At 61.0% G+C, this 25108-nt stretch carries 22 protein-coding genes; 7 read left to right on the forward strand and 15 right to left on the reverse strand.

From position 1 onward, the window contains the following. From hisC to mtnA, 5 genes are all read right to left on the reverse strand, one after another. Positions 1-1113, reverse strand: coding sequence for a histidinol-phosphate transaminase (hisC, locus tag AB4N73_RS13715; protein WP_252878672.1), 1113 nt, complete (start codon positions 1111-1113; stop codon positions 1-3). Between the two features lie 13 nt (positions 1114-1126). Further along, complete coding sequence (pheA, locus tag AB4N73_RS13720; protein WP_016770924.1) at positions 1127-2221, reverse strand: prephenate dehydratase; 1095 nt, start codon at positions 2219-2221, stop codon at positions 1127-1129. Further along, positions 2221-3306, reverse strand: a complete 1086-nt coding sequence (gene serC, locus AB4N73_RS13725; protein WP_460142195.1) for a 3-phosphoserine/phosphohydroxythreonine transaminase — start codon at positions 3304-3306, stop codon at positions 2221-2223. Before serC ends, pheA begins: the two co-directional genes overlap by 1 nt. A 231-nt stretch (positions 3307-3537) precedes the next feature. After that, entirely contained in the window at positions 3538-6192 is a 2655-nt protein-coding gene (gyrA, locus tag AB4N73_RS13730; RefSeq protein WP_122611473.1) for a DNA gyrase subunit A, read from the reverse strand. Positions 6193-6601: 409 nt separating this feature from the next. After that, positions 6602-7678 carry an S-methyl-5-thioribose-1-phosphate isomerase gene (gene mtnA / locus AB4N73_RS13735; RefSeq protein ID WP_258707045.1) on the reverse strand — a complete coding sequence of 359 codons (1077 nt, stop codon included), beginning with the start codon at positions 7676-7678 and terminating at the stop codon, positions 6602-6604. A 108-nt stretch (positions 7679-7786) separates the two neighbouring features. Between mtnA and AB4N73_RS13740 the strand changes: the two genes are divergently transcribed. The 4 genes from AB4N73_RS13740 (at position 7787) to AB4N73_RS13755 (ending at position 11475) form a co-directional block, all read left to right on the forward strand. Further along, positions 7787-9121, forward strand: coding sequence for a TRZ/ATZ family hydrolase (locus tag AB4N73_RS13740; protein WP_460142196.1), 1335 nt, complete (start codon positions 7787-7789; stop codon positions 9119-9121). A gap of 56 nt (positions 9122-9177) precedes the next feature. Continuing rightward, entirely contained in the window at positions 9178-9876 is a 699-nt protein-coding gene (gene ubiG, locus AB4N73_RS13745; RefSeq protein ID WP_007908399.1) for a bifunctional 2-polyprenyl-6-hydroxyphenol methylase/3-demethylubiquinol 3-O-methyltransferase UbiG, read from the forward strand. Positions 9877-9880: 4 nt separating this feature from the next. Further along, positions 9881-10552, forward strand: coding sequence for an N-acetylmuramic acid 6-phosphate phosphatase MupP (mupP, locus tag AB4N73_RS13750; RefSeq protein ID WP_041478269.1), 672 nt, complete (start codon positions 9881-9883; stop codon positions 10550-10552). A gap of 182 nt (positions 10553-10734) precedes the next feature. Beyond that, positions 10735-11475: a YciK family oxidoreductase gene (locus AB4N73_RS13755; protein ID WP_024013876.1), complete on the forward strand. Its 741-nt coding sequence runs from the start codon at positions 10735-10737 to the stop codon at positions 11473-11475. On the opposite strand, the gene AB4N73_RS13760 is transcribed toward AB4N73_RS13755, so the two are convergent. Further along, positions 11462-11680: a hypothetical protein gene (locus tag AB4N73_RS13760; RefSeq protein ID WP_460142197.1), complete on the reverse strand. Its 219-nt coding sequence runs from the start codon at positions 11678-11680 to the stop codon at positions 11462-11464. The two genes, AB4N73_RS13755 and AB4N73_RS13760, sit on opposite strands and share 14 nt — an antisense overlap. 157 nt (positions 11681-11837) lie before the next feature. On the opposite strand from AB4N73_RS13760, the gene AB4N73_RS13765 reads away from it, so the two are divergent. Then, the gene (locus AB4N73_RS13765; protein WP_151552915.1) at positions 11838-12764 is read left to right on the forward strand and encodes a GGDEF domain-containing protein; all 927 of its coding nucleotides are present in this window, start codon (positions 11838-11840) and stop codon (positions 12762-12764) included. Positions 12765-12866: 102 nt separating this feature from the next. Here the strand turns inward: AB4N73_RS13765 and AB4N73_RS13770 are convergent, their stop codons facing one another. The 7 genes from AB4N73_RS13770 to AB4N73_RS13800 form a co-directional block, all read right to left on the reverse strand. Next, on the reverse strand, positions 12867-13628 hold the full coding sequence (locus AB4N73_RS13770) for a TenA family transcriptional regulator (protein ID WP_166554491.1): 762 nt from the start codon (positions 13626-13628) through the stop codon (positions 12867-12869). 79 nt (positions 13629-13707) lie between these two features. Then, positions 13708-16167 (reverse strand): EAL domain-containing protein, encoded by a 2460-nt coding sequence (locus tag AB4N73_RS13775; protein WP_041478266.1) that lies wholly within the window; start codon positions 16165-16167, stop codon positions 13708-13710. A gap of 137 nt (positions 16168-16304) precedes the next feature. Next, positions 16305-18122, reverse strand: coding sequence for an ABC transporter ATP-binding protein (locus AB4N73_RS13780; RefSeq protein WP_252886623.1), 1818 nt, complete (start codon positions 18120-18122; stop codon positions 16305-16307). After that, entirely contained in the window at positions 18115-18717 is a 603-nt protein-coding gene (locus AB4N73_RS13785) for a DsbA family protein (RefSeq protein ID WP_177180902.1), read from the reverse strand. Before AB4N73_RS13785 ends, AB4N73_RS13780 begins: the two co-directional genes overlap by 8 nt. A gap of 35 nt (positions 18718-18752) precedes the next feature. Continuing rightward, entirely contained in the window at positions 18753-19694 is a 942-nt protein-coding gene (trhO, locus tag AB4N73_RS13790; RefSeq protein WP_041478261.1) for an oxygen-dependent tRNA uridine(34) hydroxylase TrhO, read from the reverse strand. Positions 19695-19846: 152 nt separating this feature from the next. Next, positions 19847-20146 carry a BolA family protein gene (locus tag AB4N73_RS13795; protein ID WP_016770935.1) on the reverse strand — a complete coding sequence of 100 codons (300 nt, stop codon included), beginning with the start codon at positions 20144-20146 and terminating at the stop codon, positions 19847-19849. 12 nt (positions 20147-20158) lie between these two features. After that, the gene (locus AB4N73_RS13800; RefSeq protein WP_016770936.1) at positions 20159-20674 is read right to left on the reverse strand and encodes a DUF2059 domain-containing protein; all 516 of its coding nucleotides are present in this window, start codon (positions 20672-20674) and stop codon (positions 20159-20161) included. A 191-nt stretch (positions 20675-20865) separates the two neighbouring features. Between AB4N73_RS13800 and AB4N73_RS13805 the strand changes: the two genes are divergently transcribed. Then, positions 20866-22260, forward strand: coding sequence for a class II fumarate hydratase (locus tag AB4N73_RS13805; RefSeq protein WP_460142198.1), 1395 nt, complete (start codon positions 20866-20868; stop codon positions 22258-22260). 108 nt (positions 22261-22368) lie between these two features. Here AB4N73_RS13805 and AB4N73_RS13810 read toward each other — a convergent pair whose 3' ends face one another. After that, positions 22369-23328, reverse strand: a complete 960-nt coding sequence (locus AB4N73_RS13810) for a DMT family transporter (protein WP_460058744.1) — start codon at positions 23326-23328, stop codon at positions 22369-22371. A gap of 210 nt (positions 23329-23538) precedes the next feature. On the opposite strand from AB4N73_RS13810, the gene AB4N73_RS13815 reads away from it, so the two are divergent. Beyond that, the gene (locus AB4N73_RS13815; RefSeq protein WP_130902159.1) at positions 23539-23730 is read left to right on the forward strand and encodes a DUF6316 family protein; all 192 of its coding nucleotides are present in this window, start codon (positions 23539-23541) and stop codon (positions 23728-23730) included. Between the two features lie 103 nt (positions 23731-23833). Here AB4N73_RS13815 and AB4N73_RS13820 read toward each other — a convergent pair whose 3' ends face one another. Next, complete coding sequence (locus tag AB4N73_RS13820; RefSeq protein WP_310217616.1) at positions 23834-25018, reverse strand: thiolase family protein; 1185 nt, start codon at positions 25016-25018, stop codon at positions 23834-23836. Positions 25019-25108 lie beyond the last annotated feature (90 nt).

The following is a 25108-nucleotide window of genomic DNA, read 5'->3' on the forward strand; positions in this document are numbered from 1 at the left end:
TCACCCACGAGCCAGAACCTTGCGCAGCGCCTCGAGGAAACGGCTGTTTTCGGCCGGCAGACCGATGGTCACCCGCAGGTGGTTCGGCATGCCGTAATTGGCCACCGGACGCACGATCACGCCTTCGCGCAGCAAGCCCTGGAAAATCGGCGCCGCGACCTGGCCGAGATCGACACAGATGAAGTTGCCTTTGGACTCGATCCAGCTCAGTCCCAGCTCACGGAAACCCGCCTGCAACTGCTGCATGCCGGCTTCGTTGAGCTGACGGCTTTGCGCCAGATATTCATCATCTTTCAATGCCGCACAGGCCGCCGCCAAGGCGAGGCTGTTGACATTGAACGGCTGGCGAACGCGGTTCAGCACGTCTGCCACCACAGGCGTCGACAAGCCATAACCGACGCGCAGCGCGGCCAGACCATAGGCCTTGGAGAAGGTGCGCGACACCAGCAGGTTCGGGTACGCCGCGAGGAAGTCGAGACCGTCCGGCAAATCGCTGCCTTCGGCGTACTCGATGTAAGCCTCGTCGAGGACTACCAGCACATGCTCGGGAACGTCCTGCAGGAATTCGTCCAGCGCTTCGGCGCCGAACCAGGTACCGGTCGGGTTGTTCGGGTTGGCGATGAACACCACGCGGGTGTTGGCATCGATGGCCGCAAGCATCGCCGGCAGGTCATGACCCCAGTCTTTGGCTGGAACGACTTTGGCCTGCGCACCGACAGCTTGGGTAGCGATCGGATACACCGCGAAGGCGTGCTCACTGAACACCGCATTCAGGCCCGGCGCCAGATAGGCACGCGCAACCAGCTCAAGAATGTCGTTGGAGCCATTGCCCAGCGTGACCTGATTCAGCTCGACGCGGCACTGTTCGGCGAGCAGCGACTTCAGGGCGAAACCATTACCGTCCGGGTAGCGGGTCAGCTCGGCCAGCTCTTCGCGGATCGCCGCCAATGCCTTCGGGCTGGCGCCCAATGGGTTTTCGTTGCTCGCCAGTTTGACGATTTTTGCCGGATCCAGATCCAGCTCGCGCGCCAGTTCGTCCACAGGCTTGCCCGGAACGTACGGCGAAAGTTGTTGCACGCCCGGCTGTGCCAGAGCGAGGAAGTTGCCACTCATTTGCTACCGCCCCTTAGAGAACTGCTTTCGGGTAGGAACCCAGCACTTTGAGTGCTACTGCTTCCTGACTGATCTTTTCCAGCACACCTTTGATCAACGGATCACGGTGGTGGCCGACAAAGTCGATGAAGAACACGTAGGTCCATTTGCCGCTGCGCGACGGACGGGTTTCGATGCGGGTCAGGTCGATGCCATTGTCGTGGAACGGCACCAGCAGCTCATGGAGCGCGCCGGGCTTGTTGCTCATCGACACAATGATCGAGGTCTTGTCGTCGCCGGTCGGCGGCACTTCCTGGTTACCGATCATCAGGAAGCGGGTCGAGTTGTCCGGGCGATCTTCGATCTTCTCGGCCAGACGCGTCAGGCCATACAGCCCTGCCGCCATGTCGCCAGCGATCGCTGCCGAATTCCACTCACCCTTGACCCGTTTGGCCGCTTCGGCGTTGCTCGACACCGCGACGCGTTCGACATTCGGGTAATGCGCGTCCAGCCACTTGCGGCACTGAGCCAGCGACTGCGCGTGGGAGTAGATGCGGCTGATACTGTCGGTCTTGGTATTTTCGCCGACCAGCAGATGATGGTGGATGCGCAACTCGACTTCGCCACAGATCACCATGTCGTGCTCGAGGAAGCTGTCCAGCGTGTGATTGACCGCGCCTTCGGTGGAGTTTTCCACCGGCACCACGCCGAAATTCACCGCACCGGCGGCGACTTCACGGAACACTTCGTCGATCGCCGCCATCGGCTTGCTGATCACCGCGTGGCCGAAGTGTTTCATCGCTGCCGCTTGGGTGAAAGTGCCCTCAGGACCGAGGTAAGCCACTTTCAGTGGCTGCTCCAGCGCCAGGCACGACGACATGATTTCGCGGAACAACCGCGCCATCTCTTCGTTGCCCAGTGGCCCCTGGTTGCGCTCCATCACGCGCTTGAGCACCTGAGCTTCGCGCTCGGGACGATAGAACACCGGCACTTCGCCTTCGGCCAGCGAGGCCATCTTCACGCGGGCGACTTCCTGGGCGCAACGCGCACGCTCACTGATCAGCTCGAGGACTTTGGTGTCCAGAGCGTCGATGCGAACGCGCAGTGCCTTGAGTTCTTGCTCGGACATCAGCCGTGTTCCTTCTCGAATTCCGCCATGTACGCCACCAGCGCGTTGACCGCGGTGATGTCGACGGCGTTGTAGATGGAGGCGCGCATGCCGCCCACCGAGCGGTGGCCCTTGAGATTGAGCAGGCCGCGCTCGTCGGCACCGGCGAGGAACGGCTTGTCCAGACGATCATCAGCCAGACGGAACGGTACGTTCATCCACGAGCGATCCGACTTGTTGATCGGGTTGCTGTAGAGGCCACTGGCGTCGATGAAGTCGTACAGGGTGCGCTGCTTGACGTCGTTGAGCCCGGCGATCGCTTCGACGCCGCCCTGCTCTTTCAGCCATTGGAACACCAGACCGGACAGGTACCAGGCCAGCGTCGGCGGGGTGTTGTACATCGAGCCGTTATCGGCCGCGACCTTGTAGTTGAGCATGGTCGGGCACAGCGAGCGGGCCTTGCCGAGCAAGTCTTCGCGGATGATGTTGACGACGATGCCGCTCGGGCCGATGTTCTTCTGCGCGCCGGCGTAGATCATGCCGAAACGCGAAATATCGACCGGGCGCGAGAGGATGTCGGAAGACATGTCGGCAACCAGTGGCACGTCACCGGTTTGCGGGATCCACTGGAATTCCAGACCACCGATGGTTTCGTTCGGCGCGTAGTGAACGTACGCGGCATCTTTCGACAGATTCCACTCGTTCTGGCCGGGGATGGCGAAATAGTCGTAAGGCTTGGCAGTGGCAGCAATGTTGACGTGGCCATAGCGCGAGGCTTCTTCGATGGCTTTCTGCGACCAGATACCGGTGTCGATGTAGTCGGCCGAGCCGCCTTCAGGCAACAGGTTCAGCGGGATCTGCGCAAACTGCTGACTGGCGCCGCCCTGCAGAAACAGCACTTTGTAGTTCGACGGGATATTCAGCAGGTCACGCAGATCCTGCTCGGCCTGGGTGGCAATGGACACGAACTCATCGCTGCGATGGCTCATTTCCATGACCGACAGACCCTTGCCGTGCCAATCAAGGAGTTCACCCTGGGCGCGCTGCAGGACAGCTTCAGGCAGCGCCGCCGGACCGGCGCAGAAGTTATAGGCTCGCTTGCTCACATCCAATCTCGCTCTGATTTGGTGGTATCACGCAATAAATCACACTACCGATCAACATGGCCCTGTGGGAGCGAGCCTGCTCGCGAATGCATCACCGCGGTGCTTCAGAGGTACCGCAGCGCCTGCTTTCGCGAGCAGGCTCGCTCCCACAGGGGATCTCCATGATGTCGAAAATTCATACCGGACAAATAACAAGGGGGCGAATTCTCATCCGCCCCCTCGTTTGTCCGCTTATTCCTGCGGTTCTTCGTCAGCTGCGGCGTCGAGTTGCTGGTCTTCACCCGCTTCGTCGATTCCGACGCTGCCTGCGATTTCCTCGCCCTCTTCACCTTCGAGCTCTTCGCCTTCGATTTCCGAAGGTTCCTGAACCCGCTCCAGCCCGACCAGGGTTTCATCCTTGGCCAGCTTGATCAGCGTCACGCCCTGAGTATTACGGCCCAGGCTCGACACTTCGCCGACACGGGTACGTACCAGGGTGCCCTGATCGGAGATCAGCATGATTTCTTCGCCGTCGAGCACCTGTACCGCGCCGACCAGACGGCCGTTACGCTCGTTGCTGACCATGGCGATCACGCCCTGACCGCCACGCTTGTACTCAGGGAACTCGGTGATCGCGGTGCGCTTGCCATAACCACGCTCGGAAGCGGTGAGGATCTGGCTGCCTTCTTCCGGGATCAGCATGGAAATCAGCTTCTGCCCTTCCGGCAGACGCATGCCGCGTACGCCGCGAGCGGTACGGCCCATGGCACGCACGTCGGACTCTTTGAAACGGGTGACCTTGCCGCCGTCGGAGAACAGCATCACTTCGCGCTCGCCATCGGTGATGGCCGCAGAGATCAGCACGTCGCCTTCGTCCAGCTCCAGCGCGATCAGACCGACGCTGCGCTGACGGCTGAAGGATTCCAGCGGGGTCTTCTTCACGGTGCCGTTGGCGGTGGCCATGAAGATGTAGTGACCTTCGGTGTATTCCTCGACCGGCAGCATGGTGGTGATGTATTCACCGTCATCCAGCGGCAACAGGTTGACCAGCGGACGACCACGGGCCGCGCGGGATGCTTCCGGAATCTCGTAGGTCTTGAGCCAGTACACCTTGCCCTTGCTGGAGAACAGCAGCAGCGTGGTGTGGCTGTTGGCGACCAGCAGGTGAGCGATGTAGTCCTCGTCCTTGACGCCGGTAGCCGATTTGCCTTTGCCGCCACGACGCTGAGCCTGATACGCAGCCAGCGGCTGGGTCTTGGCGTAGCCACCGTGGGAAATGGTCACGACGCGCTCTTCTTCCGGGATCATGTCACCCAGGGTCAGGTCGAGACGGGCATCGAGAATTTCGGTGCGGCGCACATCGCCGTATTCGGCGCGGATCACTTCCAGTTCTTCGCGGATCACTTCCATCAGGCGCACAGCGCTGTTGAGGATGCGGATCAGCTCGCCGATCTGGTTGAGGATCTCCTGGTACTCGGCCAGCAGCTTCTCGTGCTCCAGACCGGTCAGACGGTGCAGGCGCAGTTCGAGGATCGCTTGCGCCTGTTCTGGCGAGAGGAAGTACTTGCCTTCGCGCAGGCCGTATTGCGGATCAAGGTTTTCCGGACGGCACGAATCGGCACCGGCGCGTTCAACCATCGCCACCACGGCGGAAGATTCCCAAGGCGTGCTGATCAGCGCTTCCTTGGCTTCCGACGGCGTTGGCGAAGCCTTGATCAGGGCGATCACCGGGTCGATGTTCGACAGGGCAACGGCCTGGCCTTCGAGAATGTGCCCACGCTCGCGCGCCTTGCGCAGTTCGAACACGGTACGACGGGTGACCACTTCGCGACGGTGACGGACGAAGGCTTCCAGCAGATCCTTGAGGTTGAGGATGCGCGGGCGGCCGTCGATCAGCGCGACGATGTTGATGCCGAATACCGATTGCAGCTGGGTCTGGGCGTAGAGGTTGTTGAGGATCACCTCAGGCACTTCGCCGCGACGCAGTTCGATCACGACACGCATACCGTCCTTGTCGGACTCGTCGCGCAGCTCGGTGATGCCCTCGAGCTTCTTCTCTTTGACCAGCTCGGCGATCTTCTCGATCAGACGCGCCTTGTTCAGCTGGTAAGGCAGCTCGGTGATGACGATCTGCTGACGGCCACCGACCTTGTCGATGTCTTCGATGATCGAGCGGGCACGCATGTAAATGCGCCCGCGACCGGTGCGGTAGGCTTCGATGATGCCGGCACGACCGTTGATGATCGCGGCCGTCGGGAAGTCCGGACCGGGAATGTATTGCATCAGCTCATCGACGGTCAGCTCGGGATTGTCGATGAGGGCCAGGCAACCGTCGATGACTTCACCGAGGTTGTGCGGCGGAATGTTGGTCGCCATGCCCACGGCGATACCGCTGGAACCGTTGACCAGCAGGTTCGGTACGCGGGTCGGCATGACCGCCGGGATCAGTTCGGTGCCGTCGTAGTTCGGCACCCAGTCTACGGTTTCCTTGTGCAGGTCAGCCAGCAGCTCGTGCGCCAGCTTGGTCATGCGCACTTCGGTGTATCGCATGGCCGCAGCGTTGTCGCCGTCGACCGACCCGAAGTTGCCCTGGCCGTCGACCAGCAGGTAGCGCAGGGAGAAAGGCTGGGCCATACGAACGATGGTGTCGTATACGGCAGTGTCACCGTGCGGGTGATACTTACCGATCACGTCGCCGACGACACGGGCAGATTTCTTGTACGGCTTGTTGTAGTCGTTGCCCAGCTCGCTCATCGCGAACAGTACGCGACGGTGCACGGGCTTGAGGCCATCGCGCGCATCCGGCAGTGCACGGCCGACGATCACGCTCATTGCGTAGTCGAGGTAGGACTGTTTCAGCTCGTCTTCGATATTGACCGGGAGGATTTCTTTGGCCAGTTCGCCCATGAGAAGCCTGATTCCTTTTTCTGGTGAAACTTCGTCATATCCATGTGGGAGCAACGAAGCTCGTCGGGGCCGGCCGAGTGCCATGCGCCGACTTACGACAAATCAACATTGGATCGCGGATTTGCGCAGTAAAGACAGCTCCGTGGAGCCGCCTCGGAAAACGCCGGATGTTATCACAAAGGCCGCCACGCACCTATCCCCCAGATGCGCATGGAGCATAGTTAGTTGACCGATGACAGGCTTGAGGGGGACGAGAGAGGCTCAGAGCTTGGTTGAATGTGAAATCGGGGTCTGAATTAGCGATGTTTATTGACATTACCGACCTCTTCGCGAGCAGGCTCGCTCCCACACAGGTCAGTGGCGTTCACAAAACCTGCTCGCGAATGGCTCAACACAACACCAAAGCCTGTCAATGCAGGCGCTTGCGACACATCAGCAGGGCCATTTTCGCGGTGTCCGGGCGTTCGACGATGCCTTTCTCTGTGACGATCGCATCGATCAGATCCGCCGGGGTGACATCAAACACCGGGTTGAACGCTTCAACATCGGCACCGACGCGTTTACCGCCAACTTCGAGCAGTTCGGCGCCATCACGCTCTTCGATCGGGATGTCATCGCCGCTGGCGAGGTTCATGTCGATGGTCGAACTCGGCGCCACCACCATGAAGCGCACGCCGTGGTGCATGGCGTTGACCGCCAGTTGATAGGTGCCGATCTTGTTCGCCACGTCGCCATTGGCGGTGATGCGGTCAGCGCCGACGATCACCCAGGTCACGCCTTTGGTTTTCATGATGTGCGCGGCGGCGGAGTCGGCGTTCAGGGTCACTGGGATGCCTTCGTTGGCCAGTTCCCACGCGGTCAGGCGCGAGCCTTGCAGCCACGGCCGGGTTTCGTCGGCGTAAACGCGCTCGACCATGCCTTCTATATAAGCAGCGCGGATCACCCCCAGCGCAGTACCGAACCCGCCGGTGGCCAGCGCGCCGGTGTTGCAGTGGGTCAGGATGGCTTGAGCGTTGCCCTGATGCTTGCGAATCAGATCGACGCCAAGCTGCGCCATGGTCAGGTTGGCCTCGCGGTCGCTTTCATGAATGGCGATAGCTTCGGCTTCCAGCGCCGCCAGCGGATCGGCGTTGCTTTTCAGGCGATCCAGGCGATCGTGCATGCGGCCCAGCGCCCAGAACAGATTGACCGCGGTCGGACGCGAATCTGCCAACAGCGCGAAATCCTCTTCCAGTGCCGTGTACCAGTCGCCGCCCTCGGCAATCCGCGCCCGCGCCGCGAGGACGATGCCATAAGCCGCACTGATGCCGATGGCCGGTGCGCCACGCACGACCATCGAGCGAATCGCTTCGGCCACGCCGGCGGCGCTGGTGTAGGCGATCCAGTTTTCCTCGAACGGCAAAATACGCTGATCCAGCAGGTGCAGCGCGCCATCACGCCAATCGATGGCCTTCACTTTCTCCGCAGCCAACAGTCGATCGCGCATCCCACACCCCGCACTCATGAACAAAAGCCGCCGATTATAGCGATCCCCCCGCGAAGACGCTCGGGTATACTTCGCCATCCTTTACAAAAGCACTGGAACCGACCCTCGATGCCGAAACCTGCCATTGCGCTCGACCTGTTATTGCTGCCGACCTGGCTGGTCCCCGTCGAACCCGCAGGCGTGGTGCTCAAGGAGCACGGCCTGGGCATCCGTGACGGTTGCATCGTGTTTATCGGCCCGCGCGCCGAAGCGTTGAAGTGTAACGCGACAGAAATCCGTGAACTGCCGGATGTTCTGTTGGCGCCGGGACTGATCAATGCCCACGGCCACGCGGCGATGACACTGTTCCGTGGCCTGGCTGACGATCTGCCGCTGATGACCTGGCTGGAAAACCACATCTGGCCGGCCGAAGGCAAATGGGTCGATGAGGATTTCGTCCGCGACGGCACCGATCTGGCCATCGCCGAGCAGATCAAGGGCGGCATCACCTGCTTCTCTGACATGTATTTCTTCCCGAAAGTCGCCAGCGAGCGCGTACACAACAGCGGTATCCGCGCGCAGATCGCCATTCCGATCCTCGATTTCCCGATCCCCGGCGCCAGCAGTGCCGACGAAGCCATTCGTCAGGGCGTCGAATTGTTCGGGGATCTCAAGCATCACGAACGCATCAAGATTACTTTCGGCCCTCACGCACCCTACACCGTCGGTGATGAGAACCTGGAGAAAATCAGGGTGATCGCCGAGGAGCTTGACGCCTCGATCCACATGCATGTGCATGAAACCGCGTTCGAAGTCCAGCAGGCCGTCGAGCAGACCGGCGAACGGCCACTGACGCGCCTGGGCCGCCTTGGCCTGCTCGGCCCGCGCTTCCAGGCGGTGCACATGACCCAGATCAGCGATGAAGACCTCGCGCTGCTGGTAGAAAGCAACAGCAGCGTGATCCACTGCCCGGAATCCAACCTCAAACTGGCCAGCGGCTTCTGCCCGGTCGAGCGTTTGTGGCAGGCTGGGGTGAACGTCGCCGTCGGCACCGATGGCGCGGCGAGCAACAATGATCTGGATCTGCTCGGCGAAACCCGCACCGCCGCCCTGCTGGCCAAAGCCGTCGCCGGCTCTGCCACCGCGCTGGACGCCCATCGCGCCTTGCGCATGGCCACCCTCAATGGCGCCCGTGCGCTGGGGATCGAGGCGCAGGTCGGATCGCTGGAGATCGGCAAAGCCGCAGACATCGTCGCTTTCGACCTGTCCGGTCTGGCGCAGCAACCGGTGTATGACCCGGTGTCGCAGCTGATTTATGCCACCGGGCGTGATTGCGTGAAACACCTGTGGGTTGCCGGCAAGCAACTGCTCGACGACCGGCGCCTGACCCGCATGGACGAACAACAGCTGGGCGAGACCGCCCGCCACTGGGGCCAGCGCATCAGCGGCCACACCGAATCGTAAACACCGCGGCGCAATATCCGCGGCTACAGCCTTTTTCAAGTTTTAGAGGATTTAACATGAGCAACGTCGACCACGCCGAAATCGCCAAATTCGAGGCCCTTGCCCATCGCTGGTGGGACCGTGAAAGCGAATTCAAGCCGCTGCACGACATCAACCCGCTGCGGGTCAACTGGATCGACGAACGAGTCAATCTGGCCGGCAAGAAAGTCCTCGACGTCGGTTGCGGCGGCGGCATCCTCAGCGAAGCCATGGCTCAGCGCGGCGCCACCGTGATGGGCATCGACATGGGCGAAGCGCCGCTGGCGGTTGCACAACTGCATCAGCTGGAATCCGGGGTCAGCGTCGAATACCGGCAGATCACCGCCGAAGCCCTTGCCGAGGAAATGCCCGAGCAGTTTGACGTGGTCACCTGCCTGGAAATGCTCGAGCACGTGCCGGATCCATCGTCGGTGATCCGCGCCTGTTTCCGTATGGTCAAGCCGGGCGGCCAGGTGTTCTTCTCGACCATCAACCGCAACCCGAAGGCGTATCTGTTCGCGATCATCGGCGCCGAATACATCATGAAGCTGCTGCCGCGCGGCACCCACGACTTCAAGAAATTCATCCGCCCCTCCGAGCTCGGCGCGTGGAGCCGCATGGCTGGCCTGACCGTCAAGGACATCATCGGCCTGACCTACAACCCGCTGACCAAGCACTACAAGCTGGCCAACGACGTTGACGTCAACTACATGATCCAGACCCTGCGCGAGGAATAAGCCGATGGCCATCAGAGCGGTACTTTTCGACATGGACGGCACCCTGCTCGACACCGCGCCGGACTTCATCGCCATCTGCCAGGCGATGCGCGCCGATCGCGGTCTGCCGCCGATCAACGACAAGCATATCCGCGACGAGATTTCCGGCGGCGCCAAGGCCATGGTCGCGGTGACGTTCTCGATGGATCCGGAATCGCCGGGCTTTGAGGAGCTGCGTCTGGAGTTTCTCGAGCGCTATCTGGTCGGCTGCGCAGTGCACAGCAAGCTGTTCGACGGCATGGGCGAACTGCTCGCTGACATCGAAAAGGCCAACCTGATCTGGGGCGTGGTCACCAACAAACCGTTGCGTTTCGCCGAGCCGATCATGCAGCGTCTGGGGCTGGCCGAGCGTTCGGCGCTGCTGATCTGCCCGGATCATGTGAAGAACAGCAAGCCGGATCCGGAGCCGCTGATCCTCGCCTGCAAGATGCTTGATCTGGATCCGTCGACCGTGCTGTTTATCGGCGATGATCTGCGCGATATCGAATCGGGTCGCGATGCCGGGACCAAGACCGCTGCGGTGACTTACGGCTATATCCACCCGGACGACAACCCACGGCACTGGGGCGCGGACGTTGTGGTAGATCACCCGCTGGAGTTGCGCAAGGTGCTCGACAGCGCGCTGTGCAGCTGCTGACCTGACTGTTGCAAATTCCCTGTGTGGCGAGGGGATTTATCCCCGCCGGGCTGCGAAGCGGCCCCCGCTTTTATCCAGACGATGTGACACACAGGTTTTGCGACGGCTTCGCCGCCGAACGGGGATAAATCCCCTCGCCACTGGGTGAAGCAGGTCTTCATGAAATGGACTATGAGGTTTTTATGTTTGATTACACCGCTCGCCCTGAATTGCTCAAGGATCGGGTCATTCTGGTCACCGGTGCCGGGCGTGGCATCGGCGCGGCTGCGGCGAAGACCTATGCCGCACACGGCGCCACTGTGCTGCTGCTGGGCAAGACCGAAGCCAATCTGACCGAGGTCTACGACGAAATCGAGGCTGCCGGTCATCCGCAACCAGCGGTGATCCCGTTCAACCTCGAGACCGCCCTGCCCCATCAGTACGATGAGCTGGCGGCGATGATCGAAACCGAGTTCGGCCATCTCGACGGCCTGCTGCACAACGCTTCGATCATCGGCCCGCGCACGCCGATCGAGCAACTGTCCGGCGAAAACTTCATGCGTGTCATGCAGGTCAACGTCAACGCGATGTTCATGTTGACCAGCACCCTGCTGCCGTTGCTCAAGCTGTCCCAGGATGCTTCGGTGGTGTTCACCTCCAGCAGCGTCGGGCGCAAGGGTCGCGCATACTGGGGCGCCTACGGTGTGTCGAAATTTGCCACCGAGGGCCTGATGCAAACCCTGGCCGATGAAGTGGAAGGCGTTGCGCCGGTACGCTCCAACAGCATCAACCCGGGCGGCACGCGCACCAGCATGCGCGCGCAGGCGTATCCGGGGGAAAATCCGCTGAACAACCCGACACCGGAAGAGATCATGCCGGTCTATCTGTACCTGATGGGCCCCGACAGCGCAGGCGTTAATGGCCAGGCGTTCAACGCCCAATAACGCCATACGTCGCATTTGTTGCCGCGGCAGAATGCTGTCGCGGCAAGCCATTGCCGCTGATAACCGTCACAAAGCCGCCAATAACCCAGCGCGGCCGCTTGGCATTCGCCAGCAAGTCATTGATTCGAAAAGCTTTAAATAAAATCGAACCGAATGGCACGCCTTTCGCTCTAAATTCCCTCAAAACATGCCGTGTGATGGCCATGGGGCAAACGCCGATTTCGATAGCTGACTGATCGTCTTGCGGCAGACTAAACTTACGCCAAATGTCCTACGGGACTGATGGATCAGTACGACGCGCAGCCCATAGCCGCTCTCACCCAGCCTGTAAGACAGACTTACTGCTTAGGGGCTCACGCCATATGAAATCTCCTTCCCAGACCCATGCAATTGACTTTGACAGTGCCAAATTGCAGCGCCTGGGCTTCGGTCAACTACCGGCGCTGATCGAGCGCCCGACCAGCCTGGCGCAACTGCGTCAGCAAATGAGCCTGCAACTGCAAACCAGCCTTGAGCCACAGCGCATCCTTGGCCTGTTCTTTCGCGAAATTCAACGCCTGGTGCCGCTGGACGCGCTGAGCTATGTGCATCAGGCCAGTGACTTGCGCCTGGAGTTCGGCACACGCGGCCACCACTCGGTCAGCTACATCCTGAGCCACGAAGGCGAGCACATGGGCGAACTGGTCTTCCGCCGCAATCAGCGTTTCAACGACAAGGAACAGGGCGACCTCGAGTCGCTGCTGTCCTGCCTGCTGTACCCGATGCGCAACGCCCTGCTCTATCGCGCCGCGACCCAGAGCGCCTTGCGCGACCCGTTGACCGGTGCTGGCAACCGGGTAGCCATGGAGCAGACCTTGCAGCGCGAGATCGACATGTCGCGCCGCCATGCGCAACCGCTGTCGGTGCTGATGCTCGATATCGACCACTTCAAACGGGTCAATGATGACCACGGGCATGGCGCCGGTGATGACGTGCTCAGAGCCATTGCCGCGTCGATCAAGGCGCAACTGCGCAACGTCGACATGGTGTTCCGTTATGGCGGCGAAGAGTTTCTGATCCTGCTGTCCAACACCGGTCGCGAAGCGGCGGCGATGGTCGGCGAGCGTTTGCGCCAGGCGACGCAGTCAGAGGAATATTTTGCCGATGGCCAGTTGATCGAGATCACCGTGAGCCTGGGATGCTCGACGTTGTTGCCGGGCGAGTCGGCAGACAGCTTGCTGCGCCGGGCCGACAGTGCGTTATATGTCGCAAAGCGCGAGGGGCGGAACCGGCTGGCGATGGCCGGCTAAAAATCATTGTGGGAGCGAGCCTGCTCGCGAAGAGGGAGTGTCAGACAACGATTCGTTGCATGACCCACCGCTTTCGCGAGCAGGCTCGCTCCCACAGTTCGATCAGCTTTCGGTTACGGTCCGACGCTCGCGGTTGACCAGCAAGCGCTCCGAAGTCTCCAACTGCATGCACCGCTCCAGAAACAGGTACATGTAGTCATAACTCTTGCAGATTGCCTGCCGCAATTCCGCCTGCAAAGCCTTGCTCGGGTTCATGCCGGCCAGGGTGCAGATGATTTCCAGCGCTTCCCACGGATGGGCATCGTCGTACTGGGCATGCATCTTCAACCACTTCATCGCGCGCTTGCGATCTTCTTCCGGAAACGCCGCGGCGTAGACCCCGGTCGAGCAGACCACCGCTGACCACTCCCCGGTCGCCCCCTCGATCGCATAATTGGTCGCGGCAATCGCCACGATCAGCGAATCCGCCGAGCTGGTGTGCCAGCACCAGTGACTCAGAGCATGCAGCTCCGGCGGCACTTGCTGGGCCTGGAGATCTTCGAGACTGACGCCATGGGCGCGACTCCAGTGCATCCAGTAGTCGGCGTGATTGAGTTCGACGCGGATGTTGCGCATCAGCCAGCGCCGCGCCATGTCTTCGCCGGGATGGCGGGCAAAGCGGGTCTTGGTGAGGTTCTGCGCCATGTACAAGGCAAACTGCTCGACCACCGGCCAGCCGCCGATGAGGTACTGGCGCATGGTTTTCGCGCTGAGTCTGTTGTCGCGCATGCGCTGATAAAGTTCATGTTCGACAACCCGGCGCTTGCTCTCGCTGCAATCCTTGATGAGCTGTTGCGCCCAGGCAGGATAACTTGCAGCTTCCATGAGGGGTCCGGTTCGGTTGAATGTGTCGATCACTGTTCGGCTCCTTTTGAGTTGTGATGGCAAGGATCGGCGAGAGACTTCAACGGAACGTGCCAGGCGCTTTGAACAACAACGGCTGCGGTCTGGCAGGACGACTTTGCAAACTGTCACAGGTAAACAACTGCGGACGCTCGATGACATACCCCTGAGCGTAATCCACACCTATTTCAAGCAACGCCTGTTCGATCTGGTTAGTTTCAACAAACTCGGCAATTGTCTGCTTACCCATAACATGACCGATGTGATTGATCACTTCGACCATTGCCCGATTAATCGGGTCGTCCAGCATATCCTTTACGAAACTCCCGTCGATCTTCAGGAAGTCTACAGGCAAATGTTTCAAGTAAGCGAATGAAGACATTCCGGCACAAAAGTCATCCAGAGAAAAGTGACAACCTAAGCCTTTGAGTTCATTGATAAAACGAATTGCACTGCCAAGATTTGCAATTGCACTGGTTTCGGTAATTTCAAAACAAATCATTTCAGGCGGTATAGCGTAGTTAACAAACTGTTCCCGCAGGAAGTGCAAAAACGCGTCATCTCCTATAGTAATGCCTGACAGATTAATCGCACACATTGCCAAAGGAAGTTCATGTTCCTGTTCAATACACTGGGCAATAACCTTGAAAACGTTTTGAACTACCCAGCGATCTAACTGGGTCATCAAACCATAACGCTCCGCCGCCGGAATAAAGCTGTCAGGCAAAATCATTCGTCCGGATTCATCATGCAGGCGCAGGAGAATTTCGATGTGTCCGGCCTGGCCGGGTTGCGGCTTGAGCGGCGCGATCTGCTGGGCATAAAGGCAAAAGCGGTTTTCTTCCAGCGCCATGTGCAGCCGTTGCACCCAAGCCATTTCACCGAAGCGCATGGACAGTTCGGAGTCGTCCGCATGATAGACCTGCACGCGGTTGCGGCCCTTTTCCTTGGCCATGTAGCAAGCCATGTCCGCCGCACGCAGGGAGGCTTCCAGGGTGGTCGGATTCTGTGCGACATGCACCAGGCCAATACTGACGGTGGTCAGGAACGGCCGTCCTTTCCAGACAAAATGCAGATTCTGCACGGTCTGACGCAGGCTTTCGGCAATCTTCTCCGCGATGTCCGGCGGGCAGTTCTCGAGCAAAATCCCGAATTCGTCGCCGCCCAGTCGCGCCAGGGTATCGCCCTCGCGCAGGTCTGATTGCAGCAGCGTGCAGATGTGCCGCAGCAATTCATCGCCCGCCGCGTGCCCGCAGGTGTCGTTGACCAGTTTGAACTGGTCCAGATCGAGGAACATCAGTGCATGCCGGCCGGGCTGGCGTGTCAGGTTGTGCAAGGCCTGTTCGAGGCGATATTCGAATTCGCGGCGGTTGGCCAGCCCGGTCAGCGCATCGTGGGTCGCCTGCCAGGACAGGTTGGCGATGTATTGCCGCTCCTGAGTCATGTCGTGCAGCACCAGCACTGTGCCGCTGACGTTGCCGGCATTGCGGATCGGCGCTCCGACCAGGGTCACCGACAGGGTGCTGCCGTCCAGCCGCTGGATCAGCTTGGAATGTTCGCTGCCGCCGCTGAGCTGGCCACTGAGAATGTGCTCGATCAACGTCAGCCCTTCGGTCTGGGCGTTATCGTCGAGCAGGTTGAACAGCGCCGACAACGGCAGCCCCGCCGCCTGCTCGGCCTTCCAGTGCGTCATGGCCTCGGCGGCGGGGTTCATGTAATCGATCGCGCCGTTGACGTCGGTGGTGATCACGCCATCGCCAATCGATTGCAAGGTGATGTGCGCGCGATCCTTTTCCAGTTGCAGCGCCTGGGCAAATTCATGCCGTTGCCTGAGCAGTTTGTGCGTGCGCCACAGCGCCAGCGCGATCAGACCCAGCGCGGTGGCCAGGTTGGTGAACAACAGCAGGCGCATGATCACCCGCGAGCCTTCGCCCAAGGCATCGCTGAAGGCCCTGGCCGCTGGGGTGACTGCATCGTTGATGGCGAAGATCTGTAACTTCCAGCGCTGCACATCGCCCGGGCTGGCCTGGTTCTGCGCAATGCCCTGGTGCATCTCCTGCGCGACTTCGTGCAATCGGTCGAGATAGGCATCGCCAATCGTCCAGCGATCGATCGCGGTTTCCAGATAACTGTAGTGGCGAAAATTGAGGTACAGCCAGATGACGCTGGAGACATCGTCCGGATGATTACCGCCCTTGAGAATGCCTTCGCGCGCCGCTTGCAGATCAGGCGGCTGACGATCCAGTGCCAGGCGCAATTGGTGCCCGCCCTGGGGCACGGCGATCGCCGTCAGGTATTTGCGGTAGATCGCCTCGTCGCGGCTGTCGGCGTAGAGGTTGAGGTAATAGATGGCGTCTTTCTGGCCCTTGGACCACAGGCTTTCGCCAGCTACGTAGCCTCGCACGGCCGAAAGCACGTAAAGGCTCACGCCCCCCAGTAATGCCTGGAACACCACGACAGCAATAAAGGGCCAGACGATACCCAACAACCGTGGTGTTCCCAGAGTCTGCTTTTGCTTCATGAGATTCCTTGCATGAGCACTGCCCGCTCGCCTTCCGGGCGAATTCGCTATGACGAGACTAGGTGGGGTTCTCGTTCAAGGCAAGGCGCGGCGTTACACCGCGCGCAGAACCTCTGACAGGTCGGCGAGGGTTTCGATCAGTGCTGTTGCAAGTTGCCGTAGAGCTTGGCGTACAGACCGCCGTCGGCGATCAGTTGGCGATGGTCGCCGTCCTCGGCGATCTGCCCGCCGTCGAACACCAGCACGCGGTCCGCCTGTTTCACCGCCGACAGGCGATGGGCAATGATCAGCGTGGTGCGGCCATGGAGAAACTTCGACATCGCCTGGTGCAGGTTGTACTCGGTGGCGGCATCGAGGGCCGAGGTGGCTTCGTCGAGAATCACCACTTTCGGCTCGGCGAGGATCATCCGTGCGATCGCCAGACGCTGGCGCTGACCGCCGGACAAACGCACGCCGGAGCGACCAACGATGCTGTCGAGGCCAGCGGGCAGCGCGCGGATGGTCGCGGCCATCTGCGCGATTTCCAGCGCCTGCCAGCAGGCTTCGTCGCTGCGCATGCGGCCCATGGTCAGGTTGGCGCGCACACTGTCGTTGAACAGCGCCGGATGCTGCAGCACCACCGCGACGTTCTCGCGCACCGTCTCCAGACCGATCTCCTGTTGGGTCGATCCGCCGAAGCGAATGGTCCCGGCCGCTGGCGTGTACAGACCCAGCAGCAACTGCACCAAGGTACTTTTGCCGCCGCCGCTCGCCCCGACAATCGCGACTTTTTCGCCGGGCAGGATCGACAGGTTCATCTGATCCAGCACCAGCTCGTCGCCATAACCGAAACTCAGGCCTTGCACCTCGATGCCGACGGTGTCGCGCCCCTTGAACGGATCGACGCCGCCGGGATACTGCGGCTCGTCGGCGCGCGCCAGCAATTCATTGATCCGCGTCAGCGCACCGCCCGCTGCGTAGTAGGCGTATTGCAGATTGAGCAGCTGTTCAACCGGGCCGATCATGAACCACAAGTAGCTGAACACCGCGAGCATCTGCCCGATCGACAGGTCGGAAAACAGCACGGTGAGCATCGCCGCCGCGCGGAAGATGTCGATGCCGAACTGGAACAGCAAACCACTGGCGCGGTTCGAGGCGTCGGTTTTCCACTGCGAGTTGACTGCGTAGTTGCGCACTTCCTGCGCGCGCACACCGAGGCGTCCGAGGAAATAGCCCTGACGATTGCCGGCGCGCACTTCCTGAATCGCATCGAGAGTTTCGCTCAGCGCCTGAGTGAAGCGCGAGGTGCTGTCGTTCTCGAGTTTTTTCAGGTGTTTGACGCGTTTGCCGAGCTGCACCGTGGCGTAGATCACCAACGGGTTGAACAGCAGAATCAGCAGCGCCAGCTTCCAGTGCATCCACATCAGAATGCTGGCGGTGCCGACCAGGGTCAGCATCGCGACGAGGAAGCGGCTGAGGGTTTCGCCGACGAATTTGTCGAGGGTATCCAGATCGGTGACCAAATGCGTGGTTACCGTGCCGCTGCCGAGGCTTTCGTATTCGCCGAGGGAAATGCGCTTGAGCCGCTCGATCAGGCGTACGCGAATGCGGTAGACGATGTCCTTGGCCAGGCGCGCAAACAGCCGCGACTGCAACACGCCAAAACACAGGGCGCTGCAACGCAAGGTCAGGGTCACTACCAACATCAGGCCGATATAACCCGCCGCCTGCTGCCACATGCTTGGCAGAAAATGATTCATGACTTTCAGTGCGGCATCGCCGTGGCCGAGCAGCACTTCGTCGACCAGCAACGGCAGCAGCAACGGGATCGGCACGCTGCACAGCGTCGCCAGCACGGCCACGCCGTTGGCGATCCACAGGGATTTCTTGTGATGCAGTGCCAGACGCCGGACTTCAGCCCAGCTCAGCCGGTCGACACGCTCTACGGCTGGCGTGTCATCGGCGCGGTCAGACACAGGCCGCGCGCTCCAGCCAGCGGCCGAGCAACGGCGACAGCTCGCTGAGCGGTTGATAACCGTTGGTCAGCAGCGCCAGTTGCCCGTTGCGCTCGGCCAGCAGGGTCGGAAAACCGGCGATGCCCAAGTCCTGCACCCAGGTGAAATCGGCTTGGGTCGCCTTGTGCTGATCGGCATGATCGAACAACGCCGCGAATTCGATACGCGGCACACCGGCCTGCTCCGCCAACTCGACCAGCACGCTGGCCTGGGTGACATCGCGACCCTCGGCGTAAAACGCCTGCTGGATCAGCCCGACCAATGTCCACGCGCAATCCGGCGCCAGACTGCGCGCGGTGACAATGGCGCGACAGGCAGGCTCGGTGTCGTAGACAAAACCGTCAGGCAACGCGCCGTCGAACTTGAACGGCTGGCCGGTGGCCTCGGTGACCGCTTGCCAGTGCTCAAGGATGTAGCGCCGCGTGGTCGGCTCCAGCGCCGAACCGCTGCCGGTGCGCAACCCGCCGACCACCAGATGCAGCTCGACTCCGGCTGCCTGCGCCTGCTCGACCAGTGCCTTGGCCACCGGAGCAAACCCCCAGCACCATGAACACATCGGATCCATCACATAGAGCAGGCGCGCAGACATGATTAAGCCTCGGAAGATGCTTGCTTATAGTTGTAGCCGATCGGGTGCGGCTGATTGCGTGCCTTGGCCAGTTCGATCTGCTTTTGCCGATCGATGGCGCTGCGCCGGGTCTTCTCGCTGAGCTTGTCCCAGCAATGCGGGCAACTGATGCCGGCGACGTAGTGCTCGGAGGCGCGATCTTCAACGCTGACCGGCGTGCGGCAGGCATGACATTGATCGTAGTCGCCTTCCGTCAGGTCGTGACGCACGGTGACGCGGTTGTCGAAGACGAAGCAGTCGCCGCGCCATTTGGTTTCTTCCTGCGGCACCTCTTCGAGGTACTTCAGGATGCCGCCCTTGAGGTGGTAAACCTCTTCGAAACCCTCGCCGAGCATGTAGCTCGAGGCTTTCTCGCAGCGAATGCCGCCGGTGCAGAACATCGCGACCTTCTTGTGCACGGCCGGGTCGAAGTGTTCTTTGATGTAGTCGGGAAACTCGCGAAAACTGGTGGTTTTCGGATCGATGGCGCCTTCGAAGGTACCGATCGACACTTCGTAATCGTTGCGCGTGTCGATCAGCAGCACTTCCGGGTCGCTGATCAGCGCGTTCCAGTCTTGCGGCTCGACGTAGGTACCGACCTTCTTGTTAGGGTCGACGCCTTCGACGCCGAGGGTGACGATCTCTTTCTTCAGCTTGACCTTGGTGCGATAGAACGGCTGCTCGTCGCAGTACGATTCCTTGTGGTCAATGTCGACCATGCGTGGATCGTTCTTGAGCCAGGCGAGCAGACCGTCAATGCCTTCGCGGCTGCCGGAAACCGTGCCGTTGATGCCTTCTTCGGCGATCAGCAGAGTGCCTTTGATGCCGTTGTCGACCATCGCTTGCAGCAGTGGCTCGCGCAGGTCAACGTAATCTTCGAGGGTGACGAACTTGTACAGTGCCGCCACGACAATCGGTTGTGTCATGGGTATTTCTCCAGGTGGCTACCCTCGCAAAGGGTGAACCGGATTCAATAAAAAACGCGCCGACTAAGCGGCGCGTTGCGGATTCTAGCAAAAAACATCACCGCCTGCGGCTGTGCCCTGTAGGAGCTGCCGAAGGCTGCGATCTTTTGATCTTAATGTTTGCTACCGCCGGCACAGGTCGGCGACGCCGGAGCGCCGTCGATCTCTGCCCATTCCTGCGGGGTGTAGGTGTGCAGCGCCAACGCATGGAACTCGCCCATCAGCTCGCCGAGCGTGCCGTAGACTTTCTGGTGGCGCTTGACCCGGTTCAGGCCTTCGAACTGCGCGCTGACCACCACCGCCTTGTAGTGGGTCTGTGACCCGCGACTGTGCATGTGGCTTTCATCCAGCACTTGCAGGTGCTCAGGCTGTAACAGAGCCAGCGTCGATTCGATGCGTTGTTGCATGGTCATCACGAACTCCGCTTACTTCTTCTTGGCTGGCGCCGCGGCCGGGGTCAGCTCTTTGGTCATGTCGTCGAGCAGCTTGTTGACCACTGGCACCGCGCTTTCCAGTTTGCCCTGGGTCATCTGCGCCGACTGCTGGGTCAGCTGCGGCATTTTTTCCAGGACTTTCTTGCCCAGTGGCGACTGGTAGAAGGCAACCAGATCCTTGAGCTCGGATTCGCTGAAGTTGCTGGTGTAGAGCTTGACCATGTCCGGCTTGAGCTTGTTCCAGCCGATGGCCTGGTCCAGCGCGGCGTTGGCCTTGGCCTGGTAGGTTTCGAGCACGGCTTTCTTCGACTCAGGGGCTTTGGTCTGTTCAAAGCGCTGGGCGAACATTTGCTGCACTTGCATGTACACCGGGGTACCCAGCTTGTCAGCGTGAGCCAGCGTCAGGAAAGCTTCGGCACTGGCGTTGTGGCTGGCGGTATCGGCAAGCACCTGGCCGCTGGCGCAAACCAGTGCAACCGCGGTACAGATGGCGCGAAGACGAGTCATCGAGTTTCCTTTAAGCAAAGCGAGGTCGAACCCCAAGGGCGACCATTCTGCGCCTAACAATCGCTATGGCTCAACCCCCGGCCCTTGCCGCGCTTGATTGGCGGGGTTTTGCGGTCAACAATCGAGCCGATGGAACCACCCAGGCCGATGCCGGCCTAAATTGCGCCAACAGACCAACAGGAGTGTGCACGATGAGCCGTATCGAAACCGACAGCCTGGGCCAGATCGAGGTCCCGGACGACGCTTACTGGGGTGCTCAGACGCAACGCTCGCTGATCAACTTCGCCATCGGTCAGGAACGCATGCCGCTACCGGTGCTGCACGCCCTGGCGCTGATCAAGAAAGCCGCCGCACGGGTCAACGACCGCAACGGCGACCTGCCCGCCGACATCGCTCGCCTGATCGAACAGGCCGCCGATGAAGTGCTCGCCGGCGAGCATGACGAGCAGTTCCCGCTGGTGGTCTGGCAGACCGGCAGCGGCACTCAGAGCAACATGAACGTCAACGAAGTGATCGCCGGTCGCGCCAACGAACTGGCCGGCAACCCGCGCGGCGGCAAGTCGCCGGTGCATCCGAACGATCACGTCAATCGCTCGCAAAGTTCCAACGACTGCTTCCCCACCGCCATGAGCATCGCCACCGCCAAAGCGGTGCAGGAACAACTGCTGCCGGCGATCGCCGAGCTGTCCGGCGGCCTTGCCGAACTGGCGGCGCGGCACATGAAACTGGTGAAGACCGGGCGCACGCACATGATGGACGCGACGCCGATCACCTTCGGTCAGGAACTGTCCGGCTTCATCGCGCAACTGGATTATGCCGAGCGCGCCATCCGCGCCGCGCTGCCGGCGGTCTGCGAACTGGCGCAGGGCGGCACTGCGGTCGGCACCGGGCTGAATTCGCCGCACGGCTTCGGCGAGGCGATTGCCGCCGAGCTGGCCGCGCTGTCCGGCTTGCCGTTCGTCACCGCGCCGAACAAGTTCGCCGCGCTGGCCGGTCATGAACCGCTGGTAACGCTTTCAGGTGCGCTGAAAACCCTCGCTGTGGCCTTGATGAAGATCGCCAACGACCTGCGTCTGCTGGGCTCAGGTCCTCGCGCAGGTTTTGCCGAAGTGAAGCTGCCGGCCAACGAACCGGGCAGTTCGATCATGCCCGGCAAGGTCAACCCGACCCAGTGCGAAGCGCTGTCGATGCTCGCCTGCCAGGTGCTCGGCAATGACGTGGCGATCGGTTTTGCCGCCAGTCAGGGGCACTTGCAGCTGAACGTGTTCAAACCGGTGATCATTCACAATCTGCTGCAATCGATCCGTCTGCTCGGCGACGGTTGCAGCAACTTCCAGCAGCACTGCATCGCCGGGCTCGAGCCGGATGCGGAGGTCATGGCCGGGCATCTGGAACGTGGGCTGATGCTGGTGACTGCGCTGAACCCGCACATCGGTTATGACAAGTCGGCGGAGATCGCCAAGAAGGCTTACAGCGAAGGGCTGACTTTGCGTGAGGCTGCGTTGCAGCTGGGTTATCTCACTGATGAAGAGTTCGATGCCTGGGTGCGCCCGGAGAACATGATCGAGGCTGGCGCCAAGGGCTGAGTCATGTAGCGCCTGAAAGTCCGTCTTCGCGAGCAGGCTCGCTCCCACAGGAAAATTGCATTGCAAAGTGGGAGCGAGCCTGCTCGCGAATTCAGGCGCCGCCGATCGTCAGCCAGGCACAACCCTGGCCCGCCGCGCCCTGAGCCCGGCAATCAACGATGGCCCCAACGCCACCAGCGCCGAACCCAGCACCACCAGCACCGCCCCGCCATAGCCCAGCGCATTGATCTGCTCGGCATGCACATAGTCCGGCCAGATCCGCGCCGCAATCGCCACCGCAACAAACGTCACCAACGGCGTGATCGCCAGCGTCGCACTGACCCGCGAGGCTTCCCAGTGCGCCAGCGCTTCGGCGAATGCGCCGTAGGCGATCAAGGTGTTCATGCAGCACGCCAGCAACAGCCAGCCCTGCAACGGGCTCAAGTTGAGCGCTTCAAGTGGATGTACCCACGGCGTCAGCAAGAGCCCGCAGAACAGGTAGATCACCATCATCACCTGCAACGAATTCCACACAGTCAGCAATTGCTTCTGGCCCAGCGCGTAGAAGGTCCAGACCGTCGACGCCAGCAGCACCAACAGCACGCCGGCGGTGTAATCAGAGAGCGAAGTCAGCAGCTCGGCCAGGCGCTGATTGAAGAACAGGCCAAAGCCGATCAACAGCACCAGCAAGCCGAGGCCCTGGCCGATGCTGAAGCGCTCCTTGAACACGAACAGGCTGGCGATCAGCAGCATGATCGGACCCATTTGCACCACCAGTTGCGCGGTGCCGGGGCTGAGCAGGTTGAGGCCCATCAGGTACAGCACGTAATTGCCGACCAGCCCCAGTACCGCCATCAGCACCAGCCAGCCGCCCTTCGGCCCGAGCACCTTGCGACTTGGCAGGCGCTTGACCGAAGCCAGATAAATGAACAGGCAGCCGCCGGAAACCATCAGACGAAACCAGGTCACCGTGACCGGGTCCATCACCTGCAATACCTGTTTGAGCTTGATCGGCAGGATGCCCCACAGAAACGCGGTCAGCAGCGCCAGGAACAATCCGTACACCCAGCGCCCCGATGAAATGTGCATGCGAACCCCAAAAGCCTGCTGACAAGAGCCTGCATTCTAGGCGCCCTGTCCCGTGCAACACAGGGACAGTTGCCGCCAGGCCGCGAATGAAACTGTGCAGGTCGCAGCAGTAAACCGGCGCGCCGCCGTTGATCGGCCGGGCAGGCGCGCCAAGTGCTTCAGGCATAAGCTGATTGCAGACTTTTCAACGCATTGATCAGGGAGACCGACATGTACGCCATGCGCGCCGAGGACAGCGCCCCCGCCACCCGTTTTCGCAGCGACCGCGTGTGCCGGGTCAATGGCGAGCTGTATTTCAGCACCCGGGAAAATACCCTTGAGGGGCCGTTTGACGGTCAGGTGATCGAGCGGGAGATTCAGGCTTATATAGCGCGGATGCAGCGGCGGGATTCCAGCCGCTGAACCGTGGCGCTGCCTTCGCGAGCAGGCTCGCTCCCACAGGGGAATGCGATCACCTGTGGGAGCGAGCCTGCTCGCGAAGGGGCCTGAACGGGCAACCAATCCTTTAGCGCACCGCCTCAAACAACCCACTCGCCCCCATCCCGCCACCCACGCACATGGTGACGATGCCGTAGCGCAGATTGCGCCGCTGCAATTCCCGGATCAGATGCCCTACCTGGCGCGAGCCGGTCATGCCGAACGGGTGGCCGATGGAAATCGAGCCGCCATTGACGTTGTATTTGTCGTTGTCGATCTCCAGCCGGTCGCGGCTGTACAGGCACTGCGAAGCAAACGCCTCGTTCAATTCCCACAGGTCGATATCCGCTACCTGCAAGCCCTTCGCCTTGAGCAGTTTCGGCACCGAGAACACCGGGCCGATGCCCATTTCGTCCGGCTCGCAACCGGCGACGGTAAAGCCACGGAAAAACGCCTTCGGCTTGAGCCCCAGCTCCAGCGCTTTGTCCAGACTCATCACCAGTGTCATCGAGGCACCGTCGGACAGCTGCGAGGAATTGCCCGCCGTCACCGAACCGTCGTCGGCGAACACCGGTTTCAGTCCGGCAAGGCTTTCGTAGGTGGTGTCCGGGCGGTTGCAGTCGTCGCGCTCGACGACGCCGTCGACAATCTGCACTTCGCCGCTGTTCTTGTCCTCGACCCGATATTTCACCGCCATCGGCACAATTTCATCGTCGAACAGACCGGCAGCCTGGGCCTGAGCGGTACGGATCTGGCTTTGCAGAGCATAGCGATCCTGTGCCTCGCGACTGACATCGTAACGGCGCGCCACCACTTCGGCGGTCTGGCCCATGGTGTAGTAGATGCCGGGGGTCTGTTGCTTAAGCAGCGGATTGATCAGGTGATCGGTGTTGACGCTCTTCAGGGTCAGGCTGATCGACTCGACGCCGCCGGCGACGATGATGTCGCTGCAACCGGAGGCGATCTGGTTGGCGGCAATCGCGATCGCCTGCAAACCCGACGAGCAGAAACGGTTGAGGGTCATGCCGGCAGTGCCGGTGCCCAGGCGCGACAGTACCGCGACGTTGCGGCCGATGTTGTAGCCCTGCGCGCCCTCGTTGGAGCCGGCGCCGACGATGCAGTCCTCGACGCTGGCCGGGTCGATATCGTTGCGGGTCAGCAGCGCATTGACGCAGTGGGCCGCCATGTCATCGGGGCGGGTCTGGTTGAACTTGCCGCGAAAGGATTTGGCCAGGCCGGTCCGCACGCTGTCGACGATCACCACTTCACGCATGGCATACCTCATTGTTGTTGTCGGTTGAAAGTGGACTTGAGCATAAGTCCACCTTCTTGCCGACCGCGAGGATCATTCACCCGGCGTATG

The organism is Pseudomonas sp. S3_B08, from assembly GCF_054667725.1.

Excerpts from the sequence above, each read along its gene's own strand:
- hisC (WP_252878672.1), bottom strand. The coding sequence starts at position 1,113 with ATGAGTGGCAACTTCCTCGCTCTGGCACAGCCGGGCGTGCAACAACTT.
- pheA (WP_016770924.1), bottom strand. The coding sequence starts at position 2,221 with ATGTCCGAGCAAGAACTCAAGGCACTGCGCGTTCGCATCGACGCTCTG.
- gyrA (WP_122611473.1), bottom strand. The coding sequence starts at position 6,192 with ATGGGCGAACTGGCCAAAGAAATCCTCCCGGTCAATATCGAAGACGAG.
- mtnA (WP_258707045.1), bottom strand. The coding sequence starts at position 7,678 with ATGCGCGATCGACTGTTGGCTGCGGAGAAAGTGAAGGCCATCGATTGG.
- AB4N73_RS13740 (WP_460142196.1), top strand. The coding sequence starts at position 7,787 with ATGCCGAAACCTGCCATTGCGCTCGACCTGTTATTGCTGCCGACCTGG.
- ubiG (WP_007908399.1), top strand. The coding sequence starts at position 9,178 with ATGAGCAACGTCGACCACGCCGAAATCGCCAAATTCGAGGCCCTTGCC.
- mupP (WP_041478269.1), top strand. The coding sequence starts at position 9,881 with ATGGCCATCAGAGCGGTACTTTTCGACATGGACGGCACCCTGCTCGAC.
- AB4N73_RS13755 (WP_024013876.1), top strand. The coding sequence starts at position 10,735 with ATGTTTGATTACACCGCTCGCCCTGAATTGCTCAAGGATCGGGTCATT.
- AB4N73_RS13760 (WP_460142197.1), bottom strand. The coding sequence starts at position 11,680 with ATGGCCATCACACGGCATGTTTTGAGGGAATTTAGAGCGAAAGGCGTG.
- AB4N73_RS13765 (WP_151552915.1), top strand. The coding sequence starts at position 11,838 with ATGAAATCTCCTTCCCAGACCCATGCAATTGACTTTGACAGTGCCAAA.
- AB4N73_RS13770 (WP_166554491.1), bottom strand. The coding sequence starts at position 13,628 with ATGGAAGCTGCAAGTTATCCTGCCTGGGCGCAACAGCTCATCAAGGAT.
- AB4N73_RS13775 (WP_041478266.1), bottom strand. The coding sequence starts at position 16,167 with ATGAAGCAAAAGCAGACTCTGGGAACACCACGGTTGTTGGGTATCGTC.
- AB4N73_RS13785 (WP_177180902.1), bottom strand. The coding sequence starts at position 18,717 with ATGTGTTCATGGTGCTGGGGGTTTGCTCCGGTGGCCAAGGCACTGGTC.
- trhO (WP_041478261.1), bottom strand. The coding sequence starts at position 19,694 with ATGACACAACCGATTGTCGTGGCGGCACTGTACAAGTTCGTCACCCTC.
- AB4N73_RS13795 (WP_016770935.1), bottom strand. The coding sequence starts at position 20,146 with ATGACCATGCAACAACGCATCGAATCGACGCTGGCTCTGTTACAGCCT.
- AB4N73_RS13800 (WP_016770936.1), bottom strand. The coding sequence starts at position 20,674 with ATGACTCGTCTTCGCGCCATCTGTACCGCGGTTGCACTGGTTTGCGCC.
- AB4N73_RS13805 (WP_460142198.1), top strand. The coding sequence starts at position 20,866 with ATGAGCCGTATCGAAACCGACAGCCTGGGCCAGATCGAGGTCCCGGAC.
- AB4N73_RS13810 (WP_460058744.1), bottom strand. The coding sequence starts at position 23,328 with ATGCACATTTCATCGGGGCGCTGGGTGTACGGATTGTTCCTGGCGCTG.
- AB4N73_RS13815 (WP_130902159.1), top strand. The coding sequence starts at position 23,539 with ATGTACGCCATGCGCGCCGAGGACAGCGCCCCCGCCACCCGTTTTCGC.
- AB4N73_RS13820 (WP_310217616.1), bottom strand. The coding sequence starts at position 25,018 with ATGCGTGAAGTGGTGATCGTCGACAGCGTGCGGACCGGCCTGGCCAAA.